Origin of the sequence: Corynebacterium sp. HMSC055G02 (genome assembly GCF_001809065.1) — a bacterium.
GTDB lineage: Bacteria > Actinomycetota > Actinomycetes > Mycobacteriales > Mycobacteriaceae > Corynebacterium > Corynebacterium jeikeium_D.
Genome location: NZ_KV795632.1, coordinates 1 through 25325 on the forward strand (window position 1 = coordinate 1; position 25325 = coordinate 25325).

General features: G+C 55.6%; 22 protein-coding genes. 15 read left to right on the forward strand and 7 right to left on the reverse strand.

Annotated elements, in window-relative coordinates; genetic code table 11:
- The first annotated feature begins 835 nt into the window (after positions 1–835).
- The 14 genes from HMPREF2547_RS00015 to HMPREF2547_RS00080 all read left to right on the forward strand — a co-directional run bounded on the left by HMPREF2547_RS00015 (position 836) and on the right by HMPREF2547_RS00080 (position 16028).
- Complete coding sequence (locus HMPREF2547_RS00015; RefSeq protein ID WP_070546200.1) at positions 836–1843, forward strand: siderophore ABC transporter substrate-binding protein; 1008 nt, start codon at positions 836–838, stop codon at positions 1841–1843.
- Positions 1844–1882: 39 nt separating this feature from the next.
- A complete protein-coding gene (locus tag HMPREF2547_RS00020; RefSeq protein WP_070604323.1) occupies positions 1883–2830 on the forward strand; it encodes an ABC transporter permease in 948 nt (315 codons plus the stop codon).
- Positions 2823–3866, forward strand: a complete 1044-nt coding sequence (locus HMPREF2547_RS00025) for an iron chelate uptake ABC transporter family permease subunit (RefSeq protein WP_070604325.1) — start codon at positions 2823–2825, stop codon at positions 3864–3866. The genes HMPREF2547_RS00020 and HMPREF2547_RS00025 overlap by 8 nt, the downstream gene beginning before the upstream one ends.
- Positions 3863–4621, forward strand: a complete 759-nt coding sequence (locus HMPREF2547_RS00030) for an iron ABC transporter ATP-binding protein (RefSeq protein ID WP_070604326.1) — start codon at positions 3863–3865, stop codon at positions 4619–4621. The genes HMPREF2547_RS00025 and HMPREF2547_RS00030 overlap by 4 nt, the downstream gene beginning before the upstream one ends.
- A 44-nt stretch (positions 4622–4665) precedes the next feature.
- Positions 4666–5562, forward strand: a complete 897-nt coding sequence (locus tag HMPREF2547_RS00035; RefSeq protein ID WP_070604329.1) for an RNase H family protein — start codon at positions 4666–4668, stop codon at positions 5560–5562.
- Positions 5563–5656: 94 nt separating this feature from the next.
- Positions 5657–6814 (forward strand): hypothetical protein, encoded by a 1158-nt coding sequence (locus HMPREF2547_RS00040; RefSeq protein WP_370548640.1) that lies wholly within the window; start codon positions 5657–5659, stop codon positions 6812–6814.
- Positions 6815–6934: 120 nt separating this feature from the next.
- A complete protein-coding gene (locus HMPREF2547_RS00045; protein WP_049193446.1) occupies positions 6935–7975 on the forward strand; it encodes an HAD-IIA family hydrolase in 1041 nt (346 codons plus the stop codon).
- A 6-nt stretch (positions 7976–7981) separates the two neighbouring features.
- Positions 7982–8245, forward strand: coding sequence for a hypothetical protein (locus HMPREF2547_RS00050; protein WP_070604331.1), 264 nt, complete (start codon positions 7982–7984; stop codon positions 8243–8245).
- A 5-nt stretch (positions 8246–8250) separates the two neighbouring features.
- Complete coding sequence (locus HMPREF2547_RS00055; RefSeq protein WP_070604380.1) at positions 8251–9090, forward strand: TlyA family RNA methyltransferase; 840 nt, start codon at positions 8251–8253, stop codon at positions 9088–9090.
- On the forward strand, positions 9083–10069 hold the full coding sequence (locus HMPREF2547_RS00060) for an NAD kinase (protein ID WP_141744314.1): 987 nt from the start codon (positions 9083–9085) through the stop codon (positions 10067–10069). Before HMPREF2547_RS00055 ends, HMPREF2547_RS00060 begins: the two co-directional genes overlap by 8 nt.
- 58 nt (positions 10070–10127) lie before the next feature.
- Positions 10128–11867: a DNA repair protein RecN gene (gene recN / locus HMPREF2547_RS00065; protein WP_070604333.1), complete on the forward strand. Its 1740-nt coding sequence runs from the start codon at positions 10128–10130 to the stop codon at positions 11865–11867.
- Positions 11868–11892: 25 nt separating this feature from the next.
- The gene (gene steA / locus HMPREF2547_RS00070; RefSeq protein WP_070604335.1) at positions 11893–13077 is read left to right on the forward strand and encodes a putative cytokinetic ring protein SteA; all 1185 of its coding nucleotides are present in this window, start codon (positions 11893–11895) and stop codon (positions 13075–13077) included.
- A gap of 89 nt (positions 13078–13166) precedes the next feature.
- Positions 13167–14153 (forward strand): copper transporter, encoded by a 987-nt coding sequence (locus HMPREF2547_RS00075; RefSeq protein WP_070604336.1) that lies wholly within the window; start codon positions 13167–13169, stop codon positions 14151–14153.
- A 96-nt stretch (positions 14154–14249) separates the two neighbouring features.
- The gene (locus HMPREF2547_RS00080; RefSeq protein WP_070604338.1) at positions 14250–16028 is read left to right on the forward strand and encodes a GmrSD restriction endonuclease domain-containing protein; all 1779 of its coding nucleotides are present in this window, start codon (positions 14250–14252) and stop codon (positions 16026–16028) included.
- A gap of 628 nt (positions 16029–16656) precedes the next feature.
- Here HMPREF2547_RS00080 and HMPREF2547_RS00085 read toward each other — a convergent pair.
- From HMPREF2547_RS00085 to HMPREF2547_RS10930, 6 genes are all read right to left on the reverse strand, one after another.
- Positions 16657–18573, reverse strand: coding sequence for a Z1 domain-containing protein (locus HMPREF2547_RS00085; protein WP_070604340.1), 1917 nt, complete (start codon positions 18571–18573; stop codon positions 16657–16659).
- Positions 18574–18591: 18 nt separating this feature from the next.
- On the reverse strand, positions 18592–19635 hold the full coding sequence (locus HMPREF2547_RS00090; RefSeq protein ID WP_070604342.1) for a restriction endonuclease PLD domain-containing protein: 1044 nt from the start codon (positions 19633–19635) through the stop codon (positions 18592–18594).
- A gap of 7 nt (positions 19636–19642) precedes the next feature.
- The gene (locus HMPREF2547_RS00095; protein ID WP_070604344.1) at positions 19643–20734 is read right to left on the reverse strand and encodes a DNA cytosine methyltransferase; all 1092 of its coding nucleotides are present in this window, start codon (positions 20732–20734) and stop codon (positions 19643–19645) included.
- 308 nt (positions 20735–21042) lie between these two features.
- Positions 21043–21996, reverse strand: a complete 954-nt coding sequence (locus HMPREF2547_RS00100; RefSeq protein ID WP_246819578.1) for an alcohol dehydrogenase catalytic domain-containing protein — start codon at positions 21994–21996, stop codon at positions 21043–21045.
- A 159-nt stretch (positions 21997–22155) separates the two neighbouring features.
- On the reverse strand, positions 22156–22428 hold the full coding sequence (locus tag HMPREF2547_RS10925) for an HAD family hydrolase (RefSeq protein WP_353797132.1): 273 nt from the start codon (positions 22426–22428) through the stop codon (positions 22156–22158).
- A 9-nt stretch (positions 22429–22437) separates the two neighbouring features.
- Positions 22438–22620, reverse strand: a complete 183-nt coding sequence (locus HMPREF2547_RS10930) for an HAD family hydrolase (protein ID WP_070604349.1) — start codon at positions 22618–22620, stop codon at positions 22438–22440.
- A 265-nt stretch (positions 22621–22885) separates the two neighbouring features.
- Between HMPREF2547_RS10930 and HMPREF2547_RS00115 the strand changes: the two genes are divergently transcribed.
- A complete protein-coding gene (locus HMPREF2547_RS00115) occupies positions 22886–23509 on the forward strand; it encodes a hypothetical protein (protein ID WP_141744315.1) in 624 nt (207 codons plus the stop codon).
- A 179-nt stretch (positions 23510–23688) separates the two neighbouring features.
- Here the strand turns inward: HMPREF2547_RS00115 and HMPREF2547_RS00120 are convergent, their stop codons facing one another.
- On the reverse strand, positions 23689–25323 hold the full coding sequence (locus HMPREF2547_RS00120; protein ID WP_070604352.1) for a TROVE domain-containing protein: 1635 nt from the start codon (positions 25321–25323) through the stop codon (positions 23689–23691).
- Between the last annotated feature and the right edge of the window lie 2 nt (positions 25324–25325).

Sequence of the window (25325 nt, forward strand, 5' to 3'; positions counted from 1 at the left end):
CGCCGGCATAATAATCTTGTTTGTGGGTCGTGGTAGCCAGTTCCCGTGTGGGGTGGGCTGCTGCGGCCCACTTTTTGTTACCCACGAGTAAACGGGATTAAATAGGGGTTGGTCTGCTCGGTAGCGGAAGGCGGGCTTACCGGTGTCTTGAGGCTTAAGGGGGCAAAGGGTGTCCGGGTTAATGGACACAGGCGTGTCCGCTTAGAGGATCGCCCGGTTGGCACCTTTCGCTGCTTACCCCAATGTGAGTTACTGACTGCCTTTATGGCTGTCATTGGCGGGTGAATGCGGGGTTAGTTCCTGGGTCTATGGCAGCGGCTGTGGGCTAATTAAAGTTACTGACTGCGTTTATGACAGAAATAGCGCGAAAGATCGCTTGAGAGTGTCATAAACTCATACAGTTTCACGTTTGCAGCCCGTATTTATGCCTGCAGCCTGTACTCACACGTATAGCCTCCAATCGCGTGTACAGCCCGTATTCAAGCGCAGCCCATTCTCGCAAGCAAAGCTCGCAAGCTCATTGTCAACTAGGCCCAACTACGCCCAGCGAGACCCAAACATACGTCGATAGTGCACATGTTACCTTCCGTAGGGCACAAGTTACCCCCGTTAGCGAACGCTGCAATTGTGCCTTTACCAGCACAAATTAGCCAACGCTAAGCCAAGTTCGAAATATGCCCTAAATATTGCGTAATTTCATAACGTATTTACTTGTTAAATAGGGAACCCTAAGCTAATGTTTCACAGGTAATGATTACCTAAGTAAGTGATTGGGTAACGGCGTCTAAGTGGCGTTTGTTTAACAATCCTACTGTGACCGAAGGGATGCCTTTAAGTGGCGCGTTCTAACTCCGGCCGTATTCGCAATATCGTAGTTGCATCTGTTGCGAGCCTTGGACTTGTTCTTGGTGCTTGTTCTACTGATGCCGGTAACGAGGATAAGTCTGCAGCTGCAGGCAACGGGTCTACTATTACCGTTACTGATAATCATGGTGAGCAGACCGTACCTGCCGAGATTGACTCTGTTGTGGCCACGGATAACCGTTCCTTCGAGATGCTCGATCAGTGGGGTATTAAGCTGGCTGCAGCTCCTAAACCGATTATCCCGTTCACGGTTTCCGACTACAAGGACAATCCTGACGTTCAGGACATCGGCAATCACCGCGAGCCGAATCTCGAAATTGTTGCTGCTGCTGACCCGGACCTGATTGTGAACGGTCAGCGTTTCGGTCAGTACTACGATGACCTGAAGAAGCTCGCTCCGAACTCCGCGATTGTGGAGTTTGAGCCGCGCGAGGGCAAGCCGCTGGACGAGGAGCTCAAGCGCCACGCTAAGGGCCTGGGCACCATCTTCGGTAAGGAGAAGGAAGCCGATCAGCTCATCGCAGACTTTGACAAGGCTCTGGAGCGCGCTCGCAAGGCTTACAACCCGGACGTGAAGGTCATGGCGCTGAACTCGTCGGGCGGCACCCTCGGTTACATTGCTCCGACTGTTGGTCGTACCTTCGGCCCGCTGTTCGACCTGATTGGCATGAAGCCGGCGCTGGAGGTCGACAAGGCCAGCGATGACCACCAGGGTGATGAGATTTCCGCCGAGTCCATCGCTGAGGCAAACCCGGACTTCATCATGGTGCTTGACCGCGATGCTGGCACCTCTGTCCGCGGTACCGATGAGTACCGTTCGGCACAGTCTGTGGTCGAGGAAGCCGCTCCGCTGAAGAACGTGAAGGCAGTCAAGGAGGGCAAGATCTACTACGCCCCAGAGGACACTTACACCAACGAGTCCATCATCACGTACACGGAGATTCTGAACGGGCTTGCCGACGCCTTCGAGCAGGCCTAATAGTTCCCTGACCAGTCACAGGAGTACCTCACCAACTCTATGCAGAAGTTACTGGATTCCCGGCTAGCCATCGGGATTGCCTTTGTGGCAGTCCTGGTGGCTATGTCGCTGTTTGTAGGCCAATACGACATCCTGGGCGCCGACGACGGCTGGGAGATGTTCGCCACTACGCGTATTCCGCGCACCATTGCACTGGTGCTCTCGGGTGCCGCGATGGCGATGTGTGGCTTGGTCATGCAGCTACTTACGCGCAACAAGTTTGTCGAACCCACCACCACGGGAACCACGGAGTGGGCTGGTCTCGGCCTGATTTTCGTGATGTATTTCTTTCCTTCGGCCTCGATACTTGGCCGGATGGGCGGGGCAATCATCTTCGCTTTCATCGGCACGGCAGTGTTCTTCCTGTTCTTGCGCCGTGTCGCTTTGAAGTCAAGTCTGGTTGTGCCCATCGTGGGCATCATGTTGGGTGCGGTAGTCAGTTCGATTTCGACTTTCTTTGCGTTGCAGACGGACATGCTGCAGTCGCTAGGCGTGTGGTTCGCAGGCTCTTTTACTGCCATTTATAAAGGGCAGTACGAATTCCTGTGGCTGGTCGTCATCGTGGTTGCAATCGTCTTCGTATTTAGCGATCGGTTAACGGTTGCGGGGCTTGGTGAGGACATTGCCACCAACGTCGGTCTGAACTACAAGCGAATCGTGTTCCTGGGCACCGGCCTGATTGCCATTGCAACGGGCCTGGTTACGGTAGTGGTGGGCAATCTGCCCTTCCTGGGCCTCGTTGTCCCCAACATTGTCTCCATGTTCCGTGGCGATGATCTGCGCTCCAATCTGCCCTGGGTATGCCTGGTGGGCATTGCCATTGTGACGGTCGCGGACTTGATTGGCCGCGTCATTATCGCCCCGTTCGAGATCCCGGTATCGGTAATTCTCGGCATCCTGGGTGCTGCCATTTTCGTCTATCTGATTGTGGAGCGGCGTCGTGCTTAATCTCAGTTCAACTACAGCTAGAACCAACCAAGTTGGCCCGCAAACGACGTCGTTTAGCACGGCCGCCGCTGCGCGCAGGTACTGGATTATCATTGCTGCGCTGGCGGGCCTGGCGGTGTTGTTTACGGCGGGCCTGCTTGCGTGGGACAACCCGTTGCCGTTCGGTACGGATGGTTTTTGGCTGATTGCGCGCCGGCGTCTTGATGCCGTAATTGCCATGATCGTGGTTGCCTGCTGCCATGCCGTCGCGACGGTGGCGTTCCAGTCGATTGCGAATAACCGAATTATTACGCCGTCGATTATGGGTTTTGAGGCGCTGTACGTGGCTATCAGTACCGCTGCAGTGTACTTCTTCGGTGCGACCGGCCTGATGAAAGCTGGCTCGGTTGGCGCGTTTGTGCTGCAGCTCGCGCTGATGGTGGGGCTGTCGCTGGTGCTGTATGCGTGGCTGCTGACCGGGCAGGGCGCGGATATGCACAGCATGCTGCTGGTGGGCATTGTCATCGGTGGCGGACTGGCTTCGCTGTCGACGTTCATGCAGCGCATGCTCACGCCTTCGGATTTTGACCTGCTGACGGCGCGGCTGTTCGGCTCTGTCAACAACGCTGACCCGGAGTTTTTCCCGGTGGCGATTCCGCTCGTGATAGGGGCGATCGTGGTGATCGCGTTGCATTCGCGGGCCCTCAACGTCATGTCGCTCGGCCGCGAAGTCGCGACGAATCTGGGTGTGAACTACCAGGTTCGGTCCATCACTGTGCTGGTCGCGGTGTCGGTGCTGATGGCAGTATCGACGGCTATGGTCGGCCCGATGACATTCCTCGGTTTCCTGGTCGCGACCATTGCGTACCAGGCTGCGGATACCTATGACCACCGCTTTGTGCTGCCGATGGCGGCGCTGATTGGCTACGTCACGCTGGCCAGTGCGTATTTCATCCTCAATCACGTTTTCTATGCCCAGGGCGTGGTGTCCATCATTATCGAGCTGGTTGGCGGTTCGATCTTCCTCTACGTCGTTTTGAAGAAGGGACGGCTATGATTCTCCTCGACAGTGTAAGCAAGAGCTATACCAGCGAGGTGTCAATTGGCCCCGTTGACCTGGAAATTCCAACCAACGCAATCACGGCTCTGATCGGCCCGAACGGCGCGGGCAAGTCCACGCTCTTGACTATGATTGGCCGCCTCCTTGCCGTCGATTCCGGTGACATCAACGTCGGTCCATACAACGTGGGCAAGACCAAGTCGAAGGATCTGGCGAAGGTGCTGTCGATTCTGCGCCAGGACAACCACTTCGTCACGCGTCTCACCGTGCGCCAGCTGGTCAGTTTCGGCCGCTTCCCGCACAGCCAGGGGCGCCTGACCGCTGAGGACGAGCGCATCATCTCCCAGTACATCGAGTTCCTCAATCTTGAGGCGCTCCAGGGCCGCTACCTCGACGAGCTCTCCGGTGGGCAGCGTCAGCGCGCGTATGTCGCAATGGTGCTCTGTCAGGAGACGGATTACGTGCTTCTCGACGAGCCGTTGAACAATCTGGATATTTCTCACTCGGTCGACATCATGTCGTACCTGCGCACTGCAGTGCGCGAGTTGGGTCGCACCATGGTGGTGGTGTTGCATGACATCAATTTCGCGGCTCGCTACGCCGATTACATCTGTGCGGTCAAAGACGGCCAGATTGTAGAGCACGGCCCAACCGCAGAGCTGATGCGTTCGGAGGTTCTGAGCCCGATCTTCAACACTCAGATTGACATCGTCCAGGGCCCGCACGGCCCGGTCGCCTGCTACGGCTCTTAAGGCAATTCCTGGCCGGTCCCACGCAGCCGATACAATCTAGCCTCATGACTATTACTGCTGCCGTTGACGGTTCCGCCTTGCACAACCCCGGACCTGCCGGGTGGTGCTGGTATATCGACGACAGCTGCTGGGCCGCCGGCGGATGGAAAGAGGGAACCAATAACCGCGGGGAGCTCACCGCTCTTGCCGAGCTGCTCCGCGCCACCGCGCACATCCCCGACGAGCCGCTTTTCGTACTGTGTGATTCGCAGTATGTGATTAACTCCGTCACTAAGTGGATGCCGGGATGGAAGCGCAAGGGCTGGAAGAAGCGCGACGGTAAACCTGTCCTCAACGTCGACATTTTGCAGGACATCGACCAGCTGCTCGTTGGCCGCAATATTCACCTCGAGTGGGTTAAGGGGCACTCCGGCCACGACATGAACGAGGCCGCTGATCAGCGCGCCCGCGCCGCCGCCACTGCGTATCAGAAGGGCACCGCCGTACCCGAGGGGCCAGGGTTCGCTGGCGCGGGTAGTCGCGCGCAGACGAATGCGGCGCCGACAAAAACCGCGCCCGCCGCGCCTAGTTCCGAGCCCAAGACGCCCAAGGCTGCAACCTTCGAGCAGGAAGGCCTCTTTGACCTCGCCGTCGACACCACCGTGACACCCGAAGACGCCGCCAAGGAAGCGCTCACCATTTTCCGCCGCGCCGCACATCGCGCTGAGCAGGGTAATGCCCGCGCACTCAAGGCATTGCTTGACGACGCCCTGGGCGCCAACCTCGCCGTGCCAGACGGGCTTTCGGATGCCGAGCATGAGCTCCGCGTCGAGGGAACCACCGCCACCGCGCAGTTCACCACTGACGACTGGGTGGGCCTGGTTGTCTGGGATTTGTCGGAGGCAGTGGGGAAGGCCACAGGTTCCGCACGTTTGCTGGGCTGGAATGTGGGCAGGTCTTAGCAGTAGTATGAAAGTTTGGTCTTTTAGGTAGACCACCAGGCAATCCGAGGTTACTGGTAGCCTGAAAACACATAAATTCTTTTACTCATTACATATAAGGAGCTCCGACTTCATGGCTGAGCACGAAGGTCCTCGTTCCGGCGAAGGCCGAGGAAATCGCGGAAACCGCGGGTCTAACCGTTCCCATGGTCGTGGCGAGGGCGGCTTTAACGGGCGCAACCGCAACGATCGTCGTGGACAGGGTGGTGGCCCAGGTGGTCGTGGCCGTGGTGGTCACGGTGGTCATGGCGGTAACCGCGATTCCCGTGGTTCGCGGGGCTTCCGTCGTGATGATCGCGATGATCGTGACTTTAACCGCGGCGACCACAATGAGCGCGGTGGCCGTGGCGGTCGTGGTTACAATCGCGATGACCGCAATGATCGTCGCGGCCCGGGCGGGCGCGGTGGCCAGGGAGGTCGCAACTTCGACCGTCGTGGTGGCAAGCCACGTCGCTCCAACCGTGGTGGCCGCTTCCAGGATGAGAAGCGTACGCACCGCACCGGCCCGCAGCGCCCAGGCTTCCGCGAGGAGCGCATTGAGGCCCGTAAGAACGAGCCGAAGCTGCCAGATGACATTCGCGCAGACGAGCTCGACCCGAGCGTGCGCCAGGATCTGAAGAGCCTGGCTAAGGACAACGCCGACAAGGTTGCTCGTCACATGATTATGTCCGCAATCCTGATGGCTGAAGACCCGCAGCGTGCCCTGGAGCACGCCCGCGCAGCGAAGGACCGCGCTGGTCGCGTCGGTGTCGTTCGTGAGACCGCTGGTGTTGCCGCTTACCACGCAGGTGAGTGGAAGGAAGCTTTGGCGGAGCTGCGTGCGGCTCGCCGCATCTCCGGTGGCCCGGGCATGCTCGCGGTCATGGCGGACTGTGAGCGCGGCCTCGGCCGCCCAGAGAAGGCCATCGAGCTGGCTCGCTCCGAGGAAGCCAAGCAGCTGGACAACGAGTCCAAGACTGAGCTGGCTATCGTCGCCGCCGGTGCTCGCCGAGATATGGGCCAGATCGATGAGGCTCTGGTTGAGCTGGAGACCCAGGATCTGAACCCGGACCGCGAGGACTTCGAAGCAGCTCGTCTGTTCTACGCCTACGCTGATGCGCTGGTGGAGGCCGGTCGTAAAGATGATGCCAAGGTGTGGTTTACCCGCTGCGCCAAGATCGATGTGGACCAGATGCTCGATGCTCGTGAGCGCATCGAAGAGCTGAGCAAGTAATCAGCCCAGCTGCCGGCTCGCAACATCAGCCACCGCTAACGCACCGCTGGCGCAATCGGGCTGCGCATCTACAATTCGTCGTAAAGCGTTCCTATTTCGTAAAAGGAGAAATGAACCCCCATGGCTTCTGTCGCTTCTTCCTATGATGCCGCTCTGCTGGATCTGGATGGCACGATTTACGAGGGTGGCGCGGCGATTCCGAACGCGCTGGAGGGGCTGACTGAGGCGGCGCTGCCGATGGTGTTTATTACCAACAATGCCTCGCGCGCGCCGCAGACGGTGGCGGATCAGCTCAATGGGCTGGGCTATGACGTTCACGCGGACGATGTGATGACGTCGGCGCAGGCGGCCATTGAGATGGCGGCGGAGGTCATTGAGCCGGGCTCGAACGTTTTTGTGTTGGGTGCGGAGTCGTTTAAGCAGTTGGCTCGTGAGGCGGGGTACAACCTCGTGGATTCCGCTGATGACAACCCTGCGGCGGTGTTCCAGGGGCTCAACCGTGAGATGACGTGGAAGCAGATGTCGGAGGCGGCGCTGGCGGTGTCGCGAGGTGCGCGCTTCCTGGTGTCGAATTTGGATACGACGCTGCCGTCGGAGCGCGGTTTCCTGGTTGGTAATGGTTCGGTCGCTGCGGCGATTTCTACGACCACGGGCGTGGCGCCGCTGTCGGCGGGTAAGCCGAAGCCGCCGATGTTTATTAAGGCGGCGGAGCGTGTGGGCGCGAAGAATCCGCTGGCGATTGGGGATCGCCTCGACACCGACATCGCGGGCGGAAATGCGGCAAAGATGGACACGTTTATGGTGGTCACAGGCGTTTCCACGCATATGGATGTCGTTGCGGCGCCGCCTGAGCACCGCCCGACGCTCATCGGTGCTGACATGACTGCGCTGAATCGTGAGCTGGATCAGGCACGTCCGGCTCCGCAGGCTGGTTTCACCGCGCGTTACGACGACGCGGAGGCCGGTGTCATCGTTCTTTCTGGCGGTGACATGGAAGATCTTCGGTTGGTGAACCCGGCGGAGGCCGCGGTGGCGGCTCTGCTGACGGTCGTAGATGTGGTGTGGAACTCTGAGGCTGGTCGTGCTGGCGCAGTCGAGGTCGCGCAGGTCCGCGCGGAGGGCCCGGCTGCTGAGGCGGCGCTGGCTGCCTGGCGGAAGTGATAGCCGATGAGTGAGGTTGCACCGAAGCCGGGGCAGGGCGCTGGTCCTGTGCCGGGGCCGAAACCCGGCCCTGCATCTGTACCGAGCCCTGCGCCTAGCCCGGCGGCGATGCCCGGCGCGCGTGAGGTAACTCCGGAGGACGTCCGCGAGCAGGTGGCGGCCGCACTGTCAGCACCTGCCCCGACGCCGCAGGAGAGAGTCGCGCAGTTTGAGCGGGCGCATGAGATTTTGTATGAGGCCCTGGGCTCGTCACGCAGGGAAGGAAAGTGAACGCGGTGGCAAAGAAAGCTCCTAAGCGCAGGCTCGATGCGGAGTTGGTGCGAAGGAAGATTGCTCGCTCCCGTGAAGCGGCAGTGGACATGATTAAAGCCGGCCGAGTAGAGGTCGGTGGTTTTGTCGCCTCTAAGCCGGCGACTGCGGTGACAGGGGACGTGTCCATTCGCGTCAGTGGTCTGGAAGAAGACGAGAACTGGGCGTCGCGCGGAGCACACAAGCTGCTCGGCGCGCTGGAAGCTTTCGAACCGCAAGGGCTGGACTTGAAGGGCCGGAAAGTGCTGGATGCCGGTGCCTCCACGGGGGGTTTCACCGATGTGTGCCTGCGCCGCGATGTCGACACCGTCTACGCCGTCGATGTCGGCTACGGTCAGCTGATTTGGCGCTTGCAGGATGACCCGCGGGTGGTTGTGCTCGACCGAACTAATGTCCGCACGCTGACCCCCGAGATTCTCGGCGGCACAGCCGATGTCATGGTCGGCGACCTGTCCTTTATTTCTTTGAAGCTGGTGCTGCCAGCGATTGTCTCCTGCCTCGACGAGGGCGCTGACCTGCTGCCGATGGTCAAGCCGCAGTTCGAGGTGGGTAAGGAGCGCCTTGGCTCCGGTGGAGTCGTGCGCAGCGATGCACTGCGTCAGGGAGTTGTCCAGGAAGTCGCCGAGTACGCCCGCACGCTGGGGTTGTCCTTCCGCGCGGCTGTGGCCAGCCCACTGCCGGGTCCTAGTGGCAACGTGGAGTTCTTCCTGTGGCTGGTGAAAGACGGCGGTGCCAGCGACATTGGGGACGAGACTATGGCTGCGGCTATTGCCAAGGCCGTCGAGGAGGGGCCGCACAATGACTAGCTCAACGACCAGCTCACCGACCAGCGCGAAGACTCACTCACGGGATAGCAAGCCCAAGACCAGCGCCGGCAAGCGCGAGATTCTGCTGGTCCCGCACACCGGCCGTAGCGCCAACCTGGAAATGGCCGCTGAGGCTGCCGAGCTGCTTGAGGCCGCGGGTATCGACATCCGCGTGCTGGCTGGTAAGAACCCGGAGGCACTGGCCGCGCACCCGACGCTCGGCAAGTACCCGCGCTACTGGCATTCCCCGCAGGCGGCGTCGGGATGCGAACTCGTCCTCGTCCTCGGCGGCGACGGCACCTTCCTGCGTGCCGCAGACATTGCACACTCCGCTGACCTGCCGGTGCTCGGCATCAACATGGGGCATGTGGGCTTCCTCGCCGAGTGGGAGCAGGAGTCTATGACGGAGGCGATTAGTCGCGTCATCAAGCGTTCCTGGCGTATCGAAGACCGCATGACCATCCGCGCCACCGTCCGTGACACCACCGGCCGCGTGATCGGCTCCGGGTGGGCGCTGAACGAAGTCAGCATCGAAAACGTCAACCGCCGTGGCGTGCTGGATGTCATCTTGGAAGTCGATGGCCGTCCGGTGAGTTCCTACGGCTGCGATGGTGTACTGATTTCCACGCCGACCGGCTCCACCGCGTACGCCTTTTCCGCAGGAGGCCCCGTACTCTGGCCAGAGCTCGACGCCATGCTGGTCGTGCCCAACAACGCCCACGCGTTGTTCTCTCGCCCGCTGGTGATCTCCCCGCATTCGACCATTGCCATTGAGACCAACCACGACACCGCCGAGGCGGTCGCGGGGCTCGACGGCTTCCGCAACATCACCATGCCGCCGGGCAGCCGCATCGAAATCGAGCGCGGCGCGCAACCGGTGCGCTGGGTGCGTCTGGACGATCAGCCGTTCGCCGATCGTCTGGTGCACAAGTTCCGCTTGCCGACGTCCGGGTGGCGCGGCCCCGCCGAAGCCCAATAGCCCCTAAACACGGCAAACGAGACCCCACACTTCAAGGGAAGGACTGATTGCAGGCGCCATGCTGACTGAGATTTCCATCCGCGACCTCGGCGTTATCCCGGACGCGACGCTTGAATTCAGCCCAGGCCTGACCGTACTGACAGGTGAAACCGGTGCGGGTAAGACCATGGTGGTCACCAGTCTCAAGTTGCTCTGTGGCGCGCGTGCCGACGCCGGCCGCGTGCGCACCGGCGCAGACAAGGCGTTGGTGGAAGGTCGCGTGTCCACCGAGCACCTCTCGGAGGAAGAGTCAGCGACCATCGATGCTGTGGTTTCTGAACTCGGCGGCGAACGCGATGAGAATGACGAGTACCTGCTTGCCCGTCAGGTCTCCGCGAAGGGCCGCTCCCGGGCGTGGGTTGGAGGCCGCAGTGCCTCGGCTGCGGCGTTGGCGGATGTCTCCACCCGTCTGGTTGCCATTCATGGCCAGAATGATCAGCTGCGCTTGCAAAGCGCTGATGAGCAGCGTGCGGCCATCGACCGCATGGATGCCGACACCATCGCACCAACGCTGGAAACCTACCGGCAGCAGCGTGCACACTGGCGCGCCCTGGCCAAAGAACTGGAAGAGAAGACCTCCAAGCGCCGCGAACTGGCCATGCGTGCCGACCAGCTCAGCTTCGCCATCGAAGAAATCGATGCGGTCTCACCCGAGCCGGACGAAGACCAGGACCTGGCCTCCCAGATCCGCCGCATGCAGGATCTGGATGGTCTCCGCGACGCTGCAGCCGTGGCGCTTGCCTCCATTGATGGTGCCGCTGCCGTGAGCACGACCGGCATGGATGCCGCCACCGAGGACTCCGGCGCAGCCGAACTCCTCGGCGCCGCCGCGAACGAGCTCGCCGCCGCAGACGACGATGAACTCACCGAGTTTTCCAACCAGCTCAATGAACTGACCAGCCAGCTCTCTGAGATCTCCGCTGGCCTCGGCGCGTTTCTCTCCGGTCTGCCGGAGGAAACCGAGTCCCTGGACAAGCTCATGCAGCGCCAGCAGGAGATCAAGAACCTGACCCGCAAGTACGCCCCGGACATCGCAGGTGTCTTGGCCTGGAGAGATAAGGCGGAGCGCAAGCTCGCCACGCTGGATGTCTCCGGCGAAGCCCTGGACAAACTCACAGCGGAGATCAAAACCGCGGAGAAGAAACTCGGCGCCACCGCGCGGAAACTCTCCAAGGCCCGCGCAAAGGCCGCGAAGCACCTGGAACAGGCCGTGACCAAGGAACTCAAGGGCTTGGCCATGCCGCACACCTCGCTGGTGGTGGAGATCACCAAGGCCGACACCTTTGGCCCCGCAGGCGTGGACAACATTGAGTTCAAGCTCCGTGCCCACGAGGGTGCCGAGCCGCGCCCGCTGGCTTCCTCCGCATCCGGCGGTGAGCTTTCCCGCATCATGCTGGCCTTGGAAGTTGTCCTCGCCGAAGGACAGGCCGGGCACACGATGGTTTTCGATGAGGTCGATGCCGGTGTTGGTGGGCGCGCGGCTGTGGAAATTGGCAAGCGCCTGAAGCAGTTGGCGGTGAATAACCAGGTGATCGTCGTCACGCACTTGCCTCAGGTGGCGGCGTTTGCGGATACCCACTTGGTGGTCAGCAAGGATGCGCGCTCGGGTGCGGTGTCATCGAAGGTGACGAGCCTGGGCGATGAGGAGCGGATCGACGAGCTCGCGCGGATGATGGCGGGTTTGGACGATTCGGACTCCGGACGCGCGCATGCGCAAGATCTTCTGGATCAAGCTCGGCGCGCCTTCGCGGCCAAGTAGCTGCACTTATGTTTGACTAAGTGCCATGAGTCTGTTCTCTCGGAACGAAAAAGATCTTCCTGGCATTTCGGGGACTGTGCGGGACGGTTCCCGCCTGGAGCGTGCGCTGAAGCGCATGGGCGAAGGCGACATCGTGGTGATCGATGCGCCGGATATCTCGCGTCCACTGGCACAGCAGTTGATTGATGCGAAGGTCGCCGCAGTGGTGAACACCGACGCCTTCACCACGGGTTTTGTGCCGAATTACGGCCCGCAGATGATGCGCGACGCCGACATCGAGATGGTGCAGAACGTCGGCGACGAGGTCTTCGAGAAGCTCAAGGACGGCAAGAACGGCAGGCTTGACGACGGCAAGCTCTACCACGGTGACCGCCTGATTGGACAGGGCGACGAGGTCGACCAGGACGAGCTCGAGCGCGCCTTCGATGAGGGCCGCACCAGCATGGTCGACCGCCTGGAGGCGCTCTCCGGCAACTTGGTGGAGTTCGCCAAGACCGAGTCCCCGCTGTACATTGATGGCCTGGGCATTCCGGACGAGACGGAGCCGCTGCGTGGCCGCAAGGTCGTTGTGGTCAGCCCTGGTGAGGGACACCGCAAGACGTTGGAAGATCTAAAGAACTTCATCCGCGAGTACGAGCCGCTGCTCATCGGCGTCGATGCAGGTGCCGACACGCTCTTCGACCTGAAGTACGAGCCGGACTACATCATCGGCGATCCGGAGAACATCAACTCCGAGGCGCTGCGGTCCGCCGGTTGCGTAATTCTGCCGGCCGACCCGGACGGTCACGCGGTAGGCCTTGAGCGTATCCAGGATCTCGGCATTGGCGCCATGACATTCCCGGCGCTGTCCGATTCCGCCACCGACCTGGCGCTGGTCTTCGCCGCGCATCACGAGGCCGACATGGTCGTCTCCGTTGGTGCCCCACAGAACATCGACAGCATCTACCACGCTGAGAACCAGAGCGGTGTGCCGTCGGCGTTGCTGTCGCGTTTGAAGGTCGGGGAGAAGCTTGTCGACGGTCGCATGGTCGCCGACCTCTACCAGGTCAATAGCCGTGGTTTCGGTGTGGCCTGGGCAATCCTGGCTATCTTTGTCGCTGTTGCGGTGATTTTCGCTATTGCTGGTACCTCTGGCGATGGTTCTGTCAGCGAGAATCTGATTGATACCTGGAACTCCATTGCACTGTGGTTCCAGGGGCTGTTTAAGTAGTTTTAGCAGTATTTAGAGCACTATGAGCGCCTAAAGTTTTCGGCTGTCAGAGCTGATTGAGGCGTCGGCGAAAGGAAAAGGGACGGGCGATGGCGAAGAAGCGCAGGAGCGGGAAGTTTACAGCCGGTGTGACAGGCGCTGCCCTCGGTGTTGCGGCAGGTGCTGCGCTGGGTGCTTATGTGCTAAACCCCGCTGGTGCTGGCATTGATTTTGGTACTGGTGCCGCCTCTGAGCGCGATGAGGCCGTCGCACGTGCCGATGCGCAGCAAGCGCGTGCCGATGAAGCCAACCGCATCATCGAGCCCATCGTCGGGGAGATCGTTAAGGACTCTCTAAAAGACGTGCCGGTCCTTGTTATCGCGACTCCTGACGCTACGGATGAGCAGCTTGCGGGGGTTTCCGAGACCCTGCGTGCCGCTGGTGCTCCGGATGCTGGTGTGCTGAAGCTGACCGATAAGTTCCTCACTGCCGCTGGAGCGGATGAGCTGAAGGACACGGTTTCTACCTCGCTGCCGGCTGATGTGCAGCTGGACCCGGAGCGCCGCGAGCCGGGCCGCCAGGCTGGTCAGGCGTTGGCTCCCGTGTTGGAGTTGGATAAGGATGGGGGAGAGCGAGCCTCTGCTGCTGACCGAAAGCTGTTGCTGGAGGCTCTGAAGGGTGGCGGTTTTGTCGAGTATGAGGAAGGGACGCTTCGCCCGGCTGCTGGCATTGTGATTGTTGGCAATCACGGCACGGTGTCACGCGCTGCGATTGATAAGGGCGAGGACCCGGAATTCGGTGCGGGCCTGGTAGCGGATCTGGCGGTGGCGCTTGCTGAGGGCTTTGGTGCTGGTGACGATGCTGCTGGTCACGTAGTGGTGGGGACTGATGTTGCTGGAGCTCCGGAGGGGGATGTAGCTATCGGAAGCAAGAACGCCTCACCAAGTAATGAGGCTGGGATGGATTGGCGGGATGGCCTGTTTGGGGCGCTTGAGAATCGACAGCACTCTGCAGTCGCTGTGAAAACCGTTGGAGTCGTTTCAGACTCGGCAGGGCAGATAAGCGTAGTATCGTTCCTAAACGAAAGTTATAAGTAGGAAGAACTTTCAGGAGCATCTAAGATATATCTAGGAAATGCTGTCAGATAAAAGCAATAATATAAGACAAACATTTTCTACTAGAAAGGAAAACAAGTGAAGATTGATGCAAATGATCGTACGGTAGATTCTATCTTTGAAAACGGTCAACACTGCATTCCGTGGTATCAACGCCCCTATGCATGGGGGGATCAAAATATTGATGACTATTGGAAAGATGTGATTTTATCAGCCGATCAACATTTCCTTGGATCGATTGTCATAATTGCGCTTGACAATAAGCAGCATGAAGTAGTGGATGGACAACAACGGCTGACTACGATTTTCCTAACATTGAATGCTCTTGCTAAAAAATATAAAGAACTGAATTTTATGAAAGAATTCAATGGGCTGAGCAACTATATTTCATATGTCGATCTACAAGGCGAGCCACAATATAGGTTATATAATGAGCAGACGCAAAAATCCCTTGTATCATATATTTATGATCCCGTATCAGACTCGATGAAGTCGAGTATCGCTGAACCAGGTTTAGAGGTCGCAGCATTTCGAAAGATATTAAAATATATTGATAATGCTCTGCAAGAAAGTGGTAGCGAAGATGATGATAAAAGGGCGATTCTAAACAAAATTAGGGACAAGGTTCTTTCGTCGACATTTGTATATGTTACTGTTGAAGATCGCTACAACGCATTTAATATTTTTGAGACATTAAATGATCGAGGGCTTAGCCTGACGTCGACTGACTTGGTTAAAAACTTACTTTTTTCACACATACCTAAATCGCAGGAAAAAAGTGAATTATCGGTATGGGAAAGTATCTGGGAAAGTCTTGCAGAGGCGGATAAAGCAGGGGCGGCGCCGATTAAAGGGCCGGAATTCCTATACTACTTTTGGAATTCTCAAGGCAAGGATAAAGACCCAGACATTGATGTGATTACGGAAAAGCGCATCCGACGAAGCGTTGACTCGTATATAAAAGCTTGCACCGATTACGGCGCTGCTTCGCAAGATTTGATAGGCGATATGGCACGTTACGCCAAAATAGTTGAATGTCTATCAATAGTTGCGGCATCCAAGGGAGCCTCCTATCCATGGAAGACGCTTATTCAAACGCACTATCCCAAACAGGAATATCGGGAAGATAAGTTCGAAAATCCATCTGCCTATATCTGGGGTATTTTGACGATGCAGGCCAAGCAGCCTCTGCCTCTTTTGCTGGCGGCCGTTGAACGGTATCTAAAAAGAGACATTAGTAATAAGATGTTTTCCGATTTGCTTAAGAGTATGCGCGATTTGCAAGTCAGGTGGAGTATTGCACAGGTAAGTTCGACATCAAAGAATCGTGCCCTTTATCGCAAGTATTCGTGTCTTTTGAGTTCTGCTTCAAATAGAGGAGAATCACATAAAGTAATCCAAGATTTTATCGTAGATGCTCACAAAGCAAGCCCTCCTGACGGAGCTTTTAAGACTGGCTTAAGAAAGCTACGGTATGCAGATGATCTTGTTAAGGATAAAGATAAGATTGTGTATCTTCTCACCACAATATATAAAGCAAATCAAGCAGGTTACGATTTTTCGGAGGCGGCTTCAGTCGAGCATATTGAACCTCAGCATGGACATTCGTCGAAGTCGAACAAAAATGTATGGGTCTACAAGCTCGGTAATTTGGCATTCTTGCCGTCGAACGTGAATAGCAGCCTAAATCACCAAGATTTTGAATCTAAGTCCTCAACTATTGCAAAGTATACTTTCGATGGGGATTCCGTACTTCTGCAGGCACTAAGGAATAAGGTCTGGACCAATGAAGATTCAAATTTGAGAACTGAGGATCTAATTTCAAAGGCTACAGATATTTGGAAGCGGAATTTGTAGGTAGACCTGTTTGGTCAATACCTAAGTTCGGATGATTATTCACTTTTTTGGGAAGGCGAATTTATCGTTCCATAGAATTGTTGTGGCCGGCTTGGCTTTTAATTAATTAAATGACTGATGGCCAGAAAGCCATGGGGTATTACCCAAATGGCGCTCTAATTCTTTGGAGGGTAGGTTCAGGCGGTAAATGCATATCTAATTATCGACCAGGAGAAGTAGTGAAGCCAACCCGCCGAACGAAATACAGTGCCATCAAACCGACTAACGGGCGGATTCTAGTTCGGCCAGTGGCTTGCCGGAGAATTGTGACTCATCTTCGCCTAACGCGCGGGCTTAATGTACAGAATCGCTCACGGCTGTTTAACGTCTGTTGATGCCGGCCTCTATCCCCGTGCACCAGCATCAAATACGTTGGTACATGGGGGGCGCCATTGGGATTATCGAAACCGTAAGATTATAAGGGCACGCCCGAATAGCGATTGCCCAAATATCGGGGATGACCGCAACGTGCTAACAAAGACCAAAGCAGTAAGGTCAGGGCTGAGTATCTGGGGGTATGCCGAAACGTTTGAGACTATATCTGCGAGAGTCTCCGCGTTCGCCACCGACAGTATCCGTATTACTGCATTTATTTATATGAAGAGGTTGCTTTTTTACTTGCCAGCCAGTACTGGCGACCTTCAGGCATCTTAATGTTAGGTACCCAAATAGGGTCGCGAGACCAGGAGCCGACTTCTGGATCTGCAGTCTCTGCTACGCCTTCAATTCGGTACAGAATCAACAACGGACGAGTCTTCTCTTCCCTGGCAAGCTTCTGATCATTGGGGGATAGGAGTGCACCAGTTCCGAAGTGGACCTTACGGTTTAGGCGGAGTACTACACGGACGTTATAGTGTGGGTTTCGCTCAGAAAACTCCTCTAACGCAACCCTGAAGGTCGCAAGATCTAGGTCGCCGTCGAGAGTTTCGAAATATCGTGTGAGTAGGCTTGCAGCCTTCGTGGAAATTTCGCAGTCATTCCCCAATCGTTTTTCCATCCCCAAAAGCTTTTCATCAAGCTCTTCAAAATTTGGTATGACCGGGTCCGCTGCAAAGTAATTAACGCCACCGACCATATTTCCAACGATCCTATTATCTAGGACATTGGCTCTGGTAGGTGCAACCTTATCGCCAAGCACGACACGAAGCTCGTTAATATCAAGCCCCTGTGCCAACTGCTGCTTTATCATTTCATTACCCTCATGGGTTTCTTTGAAATTTTTTGCGATTTGAGCTGGCATAAATAAGCGCATTGAGGGAAGGTGGCGTTTATATCCAAACATACGAGCATGCTGCCAAAGGGTGTCTGCGTGAGGTTTTTTAGTGTCCCTGACATAAAAAACTGTTTGCAACCAATCAAAAGTCAGTCCACGGCCTAGTGAATTTCCGCCAGTAATGAAATTGTATCCATGTTCCCAATCTCCCACAGCGGTTTCATTTCGAGCGTTAATAATTGGATAACTGAACGATGATTCTAGTGTTGGTAAAATCTTTAGAACTTCATCGAATGCAGGAGCGTCTGGATACGTTTCCTGCAACTGGGAATAGCATTTTTCCAACTCCTGCCGAATCTTTTCCTCGTTTATATTCGAGAGTGTTTCCTCGACAATCTTCTTCATTGCGAGTTGGTACTTGTCATGCTCAGGAGTTTTATGACTTGGGTGGGAAATCATATTGCAAGTATGTTTCCCTGAAAGCGCAAACATGCTACAGGTGACTAGGTGAGTTTGGACGGCAGTTCGCAAATAAAGCTCTTCAGATTTGGCTGATTCGCTAAAAATCCTAGTAAACGGGTTAGGGTATTCATCGAAGAATACCGATCCGCCGACATAGTTTTCACCAGGCATGAAATAGAGTGACTTCTTGGCGGCCCAGCCAGAGTCCTCTCCTTGTAGTAGGATGGCTTGTGGTGTACCTGTGACCTGCATAAAGATGCATCCGGTAGCAAGATTGCGCAGATCGGTGAGCTGCTTGTTAATCCTCGATACATCGTCGTTGTTAACCTTGGTATTTTGACTTGTCGCATCTCCCTCATCGTCAATAATGAGGACTGGCTTTCCTTGGAGAGACTTCGTCTGACGGAATACCTCTATCCAGTTATCGAGCACGGATGGGATTTTACCCATGACGATAATTGATGGCATGGGTACTGTCCGGTGTTGGTTAAGAAGAAACTCGTTAGTTAAATCAGCCTTGCAAACTTGCACTCCTGTGAGAGATTGAAAGACTCGATTATAGGTTTGGTCTACTAGTCGAGTATTTGGCGACGTCAAAACGATAACTGTTTCAAACTGTTGGTCTAAGGCTTCTGCGATGATGCCTAGCATATGAGAGGTCTTACCGCTTTGGACGTCGCCATAAAGCAATACCTGTAAGTCGCTAAGGTTATCGTAATCTTCGAGAACAGTATCGACAAAGTTCTGTCGAGTAACTTCAACTGCATCTTGTAGGCTTTGGGGCTTTAGCGTAGATTGGTATAGTTCGAATTGACTTTTTTGAGTTTTCATTTTTGAGAATCCCATTCCTTATTGTTGGATATTTGAAAGGTCAAAAGACCAAACGTCAATTTCGGAGTGATAGCGCATTGTCATTGTTTTGCGCCCAAAGCGTTCAAGAGTGCTTTCATTTGCTAGTTCGCCGAATTCAATGGCTCCGGCTTCGATTAGGCGAGATTTCATCCAAGTACCAAAGGTTGAGAGTTTACCCTTGCTTCGGAGGTTTTTGCCATCTGCGCCGGAGATTCGGCATTCAAATTCCCAGCCATCATCGGTCACCACAGTAAAGGAAGTGCCGGTCTTGGGGTAGCCTTCGGTGCGAATACCTTTGTCTACAATCAATTCCCCCTCAAACCAGCTTCGGTTTAGTCCAGTGGTTTTATTCTTCCTCTTTCCATCGCCACCCATGTGCGCATTTAAGCTGCTCTTCGGATTGACCTTGAGGGGAATCTCGAAAGTGTATTTGACTGGTGAAGCCATCACATTCGCTACATATGATGTAGAGACTGCCTTGGCTTCATCTACATCCCACATGGGAGAGCGCTCGTTGGTGATAATTGGTACATCGACCTCATGCATGGGCCGCATTAAAGGCTCGATGACATTATTCCAATAGCTGTTAATCTCTAGAGGAGATTCCTGGATATATACTCCCAACTCGAATGTTTCTGAATATTTCGGAACAATGCCCGATAAGTTTGAACTTCCGATATAGGCAGAATCGAAACCTTCGTGTTCGAATCGGTAAAGTTTTCCATGGTACGAAGCCTTTGGGGTTAGGTATACGCCACCACGACCCTGCTCTTGTAGTAGATTATGCAGAGCCTTTGCATGCGTCACCTGGGACTTTGTCATGCCCTCGCTCGCGTGCATACCGCATACAAGCCGAAGTTCGACTTCTGAATGAGCCTCAATTTGCTCTTGAAGGTATTTGAGTGACGTTTCACTGATATATCCTACAGCGATATCAATCGCGTGAGCCTTAGATATTTGTTGCAGAAACACATCACTTAATGGGTAATCTGCCTTGGCGTTAACCGAGTTATTTACGAGATTGACATCGATGGAGGACATCTATTTATTAGTTCGCTTCCTCGTCTGCCAATAGCAGACGCTCCTGGATTGTCATAGCTTGCAGCTGGTCAAACTGTTCTTCCAAGTCTACCGGCTCATAGTCTCCCGTGAAGAGTGGCATGAGTCGTTTGCCGATAGCATGCATTCCTTGTGGGGGTACTGCATTGCCAATCTGGCGTCGTACTTCGGTGTTAGATCCTAGAAACTCAAAGTCATCAGGAAAGGACTGGATGCGTGCGCGCTCACGGTTGGTAAGTGCGCGTGGCTCGGTAAAATGGTAGCCCCATGTGCCACCGCCACCTCCAGCAATAAGTGTCTTCGAGGGCTCGTCACGGTGAAGGCGGCGGTAAACGTGGCTAATCATTCCCTTGACGTAATACGGGTCGTCTTTAGGAATGTCGGCGAAGTTTCCTCCTTCTGGAATTCTCTTCAAGATTTCACGGGTACGAGGCATTTGTCGCATATGGTTGTTGTTAAAGGGGACGTGCTCAACGCCTTCGAGTGCTTCACCTGCGGTCACATATGGTAAATCTCCTCTTGGTCCGTGCGTGGGAGCGGGGTGCTTGAAATCGAAGCCGGTATCACGCCTAATGCCGACGATTAGGACTCGTTCGCGGAACTGTGGGACACCGTATTCGGCAAAGTTATATAGCCGTGGTTTGACAATGTAGCCTGGTTCTACTGCTTCAAGGTCCTCGACAATAACCTGAATGGCCTTTTTCTTATTCGCAGTTAACAGCCCCTTCACATTTTCCGCGATAAAGGCTTTTGGTTGTTTTGAAGCTACGAAGTCACGGAAGTTTTGGTATAAAGTGCCACGCTTTCCATCCAGGCCAGGTCTTTTCCAGATCATGGAAAAATCTTGGCAGGGGAATCCGCCCGTGACCAGGTCGGCATTGGGAATACTGGGATCGTTGAATGGGTCAATTTCAGTAATGTCGCCCAGGACAATGTGGTCCCCCAGGTTGTGTCGGTAAGTGTCAACCGCCTCTTTGGAGAAGTCGTTTGCCCAAACAGTTTCGTACCCTACTTCTTTCAGGCCCTGATCCATTCCACCACAGCCTGAAAAAGTCGAGACTATCGTTGGCTTATTCATCATTCTAAAGCTTCCTTCGCGTCGAGCGTGCCCAATTGGCACTGAGACATAGGGTAATCGGGAAGCCGGACTAAGTGGTAGTTGATGCCGCACACGATTGCCGCAAATCCATAAAAGAGCCTGGTCAACAAATTATAATGGAACGTATGTGTGAAAAAGATTGGTGTGGGTTGGGGCGTACAGGCCGTTTCAAACCGGAGCGTTAGTGCTAGGGGCGCTTCCTGTGATCGGACTCGGAGACAAATCGTTTGCGGTTGAGAACAACTAAATAGAGATTGTCGGTTTGATAGGGGGATAGTCCTATTGCTCAACTATTTTTGGTGCAGAGTTGCCCTCAAGAATATTCCTGGCGTAGCCCGTACCTCTACTGGCACGTCCTCCAGTGCAATTGGCTCCGACACAACGGTGTCCCAATCAATCTGGGAATCTGCTATGAACTCCACAGTCTGCTCCAGGTGCCGTGGCTCGTAGTTATGGACACCGGCGATGGCGCGCCAGCCACGGACGAGCCACTCCGGATCGAGGGCATAAGTCGGGGAAGCGGCGACGCTTCCGGCCAGCACCGCGCGACCGCCGATGTCGAGGCTATTGATGCAGGTAGCGCCGCCGAATTCGCTGCCGGAGAATTCAAGGGTGATGTCGAAAGACCCTAGTTCGAAATCGGCGCCAGCAGCTGACGGGGCGGGCACAACCGCACCCAACTGTCGTGCCCATTCAAGGCGTGTCTGATTGCGGTCAACGGCCACGACCTCGGAGGCGCCACCACGAACAGCTGCCTCGACCGCGATGAGCCCGAGCATGCCAATGCCCATCACCAGAACCCTCTTACCTGTAAGAGCCCCAGCCTGCTCCATACAAGCCATCACAGTGGCGCCGGCGCAGGTGGCGATGGAGGTCGCGACATCGGGAAGCAAGTCGGGGACTACTACCACTGGTTGATGGTTGCGCAGCACAATGTGGGAAGCATAGGTACCCGAAAGAGGCCAGTCGCTATCGAAAGCCTCGTGACCAGTCTTTTTAAACTTCCGGCACTTGGCGGTCATGCCTTTTCTACACCGGTCGCATTCCATACACGGAGCGGTGACAGAGAACACCACACGCTGGCCAACCTGCAAATCTGGATTGCGGGTGGTGCGGACGACTCCGACTCCCTCGTGGCCGAGAACGCTAGGGCAAGGTGCGCTGCGGCGACCGAGCACGGTGTGACGGTCAGAGCCACAAATCGTAGCAGTGGTGATTTCTACTAAGGTTTCGCCTTCTTGCAAAAGCAGGGATAGGAACTTCTTGCATGCGAAAGTCGCTACCGCCGTGCCCGACGAGCGCTTGGGCCATTTCCACCGATGCAGTAGAAGCGGAAGGCGTTCGGGGACTCGGAGTTGTCATCAGCGTTGTGTACTTACTTGGTCAGGTTTAAAGTCCAGGGCCTACTTTCCGACGATGTCCAGTAGGTTCGCGGAGGAATCCAGAACGTGATCAGCACCGAGGGACTCGAACTGTTCGCGAGTCAGGTGGCCGGTGAGCACACCGACGCTGGTGACGCCAGCGGCCTGGGCGGAACGAACATCAGCTTCGGTGTCACCAGAGCTAATGATGGCGGACTTGTCGGTCACATCGAGCTTCTCCATGGCAGCCAGAATCTGGTCGGGCTCGGGGCGGCCGTGCTCGACTTCGTCACCGGCGACAACGGTGTCGATGATTCCGCTGTCTCACCCCATAGCGGAGACAATGATATCGACGATTTCGCGCGCAAAGCCCGTCGTCAAGCCGACTTTGATGCCCTTGTTGTGGAGAGTGCCTAGCATGTCTTCGACGCCTGGCAGTGGGGTTGGGGGATTGTCCTTGTAGGTGCGAGCAAGCTCGGCGCGGAAGAACTCCCAGGCGTAGTGCAATCAGCTGAGGGAATGTGTTATCAGAAAGTTTTACCCTGAGCGAATTCCGGAGGCGTACAACAAGTTCGAACAAGCGCTACTCCGCGTCGTTAACAAGTATGAGTTCAAGAAGTTCTTGGTAATTCTGCGGTCGACAGGCTTTATCAAGAAAAATATGATTACCTCCAGCAACGCGGTCAACTTTGCATATGCTTTGTTCCTAATCATGCGTGCGGACAACCGACCGGATCCGGAGGTTAGTAGCGTCGTTAGGCGATGGTTTGTCATGACGCAGTTGACGGGCAGAGCGTCAGGCAGTTTCGAGTCGACTTTCGAGCGAGACCTGCGTGCAATCGACCAAGTCGGGGCAGCCGCAGCGTTGAAGGAGCTTGAAGAAGGCGAGCTGGGAGAAAGCTTCTGGGCAGTAACACTCCCGCAGCGTTTCGATTCTTCGAGCGTGAATAACCCGCAATTCCGAACCTTCATGGCTTCGCAGGTGAAGGCACAGGCAACGGCGTTCTTAAGTAAGCACGCGCTAGTGAGCTCGATGATTGAAGTCCAAGGCGACATTCATCACCTGGTTCCGAAAGACTATCTTCGCAAAAACGGCGTCAACGACAAGCGCGATTACAACCAGGTGGCCAACTACGCGTTTGCAGAGACTGCAGTAAATATTCGAATCGGCAACCGCATGCCCTCTGAATATTTGGGCGAGGTGTTCTCCCAAATTGAGTCCGGTGAGCCGACACTTGGCGAGATTACGTCCCGCGAGGACCTTGACCGGAACTTAGAAATCAACGCCATTCCGGAGTCGCTGGTTGACACAACTGTTGAGAACTACCACGACTTCCTGCAGAAGCGCCGCTCTTTGATGGCAGCGAAGCTCCGCGAATACTACGGGGATTTGTAATCAATCTTTGACGGAGGGGTATTTGGTGACCTGCCCCGACAGGTAAGTTTTTAGGGAACGCGTTACCAGGAAAATCATCCGCATATTGGGGTGAGCGAAACAAGAAATTTCTCGACCTCCATCACTTACTCGCACAGAGAAACGCAGCGAACGCTCGCGTGGGCGCTAAAATCCTGGCACTAAAACCCGCGAGAGAATTCAGAAATAAGATTTGGCACCGCGGCGTCGAAACCGACAACATCGAGCATGCCGGCATCGTCAGGATTAGCGATGCTGAATTTAGTGGCAGTCATACCAGCAACAACCAACTTGGCGTCGATTCCAGATTCCTTGCGGTAACGCTGCAGTGCCTGGTGTGGGTGCATCTTGCCGGCCCAAGTCTCGTTGTCGGTATAGATAACGAAGGTGTCTACTTCCAGAGAATTCTCCAGTGCATAAAGCATTGGCAATGAGCAGTCTGTTCCGCCGAAGGGAAGCCCATCAATATAATCTAGGACATCGTCAAGCCTTTGACATGGGGAAATGTCGAGAGGGGTGACGACATCTCGCAGGAACCCCTTAGTGAGGCTGTTTGTGGTAAAGCCTAAAACCATTGACTCGGATTCGGTGGCAAGTGTCACAAGGGAAAGCGCTGCAGACGCATCGCGAGCCGTTAGTGGTGTACCGCCCAGTGGCCAATGCATAGATGCCGAGACATCTAGGCTAAGTAGGGTTCGCTTATTGGCAGGTTTAACTGCGCCGAAGGATAAATAGAACGCTTCATCCAGCGCATCAGATATGCGGGCCGTTGGCTCCCATTCCGTCGTTCCTTGGAAGGACCGTCCCTTGGCGTAGGTGCGTTGAGCAGACAAAACAGACACAGGGTGAATGCGAGCTTTGCGTAAGCGCTCCGCATCCGTAATTTGCGAAACGACATCGCTTGTCCGTCCGCCTAAACCAGGAAGTAGCCCTAATCGAGTAAGCCTCGGGAGCTGGCGAATCAGTGCTGTTTGCGGAACATCTGTATCAAGCAAGGCGGCCCATACGTCGGGCTCGTTTAGGGCTGCATCCGGCAGCATTTCCCAGCTGAGTCCATAACCACGCACAAGGGCAGCCCACTCGCTGGAAGTTGTCGCGTGGCTTGCCTTAGCAAAACCCTCGATTATTGTGGGGATGTTCTCGGATGAAGTGTCACCAGTGGAATCGCTAAAGGAGGTAGAACTGGAGCCACGCACAATCCAATCAAACGTTGCGCGGAGGCTCTCGTCGCTTGTCGAAGGGTGAGCTAAGCGTAGAAGATCACGGTGCGACCAGCCACCACGATTGCGGTATTTGACCACTTGGTAGGCGAGATCATCAGCGCGCTTCGTGGAATACCAACTTCCAACTGCGCGGCGCAGGCCACGACCCCAGCCTCGGAACTTCTCTACATAGGAGACGAACTGCAGCAGAGCCGAGCCTGTTCGTGCGACACGTGGCAATGCAGCTAGCGCTGCCTGGGAAGACTGGGGAACCGATGCAGCAAAGGCTAGTGCAAAGAGCGCAGGCTGCTGCTTTGGGGCCGCGCCGCTGACGGATACATCGACAATCGTGTCGACCAAGGTTACTGGGTCGTTGACCGCCATACGCTGGAGGATTTGAACATTGTCGAACGCAAGGTGTCTTGCATTTGCGTAAAAAGTGCCACCTTCGACACCAAGAATGAGGAAACGACGCAGTCGAGCTTTGTCATCGAGCTCGAAGGTAAAGCCCCCGGCAGAGTTTTGCACTTGCTTTTCGCTAGCTTTTACCTGTTGGGGAGTGTTTGAGAAACTAAAGTTTTGCAGAGAGTCCACGA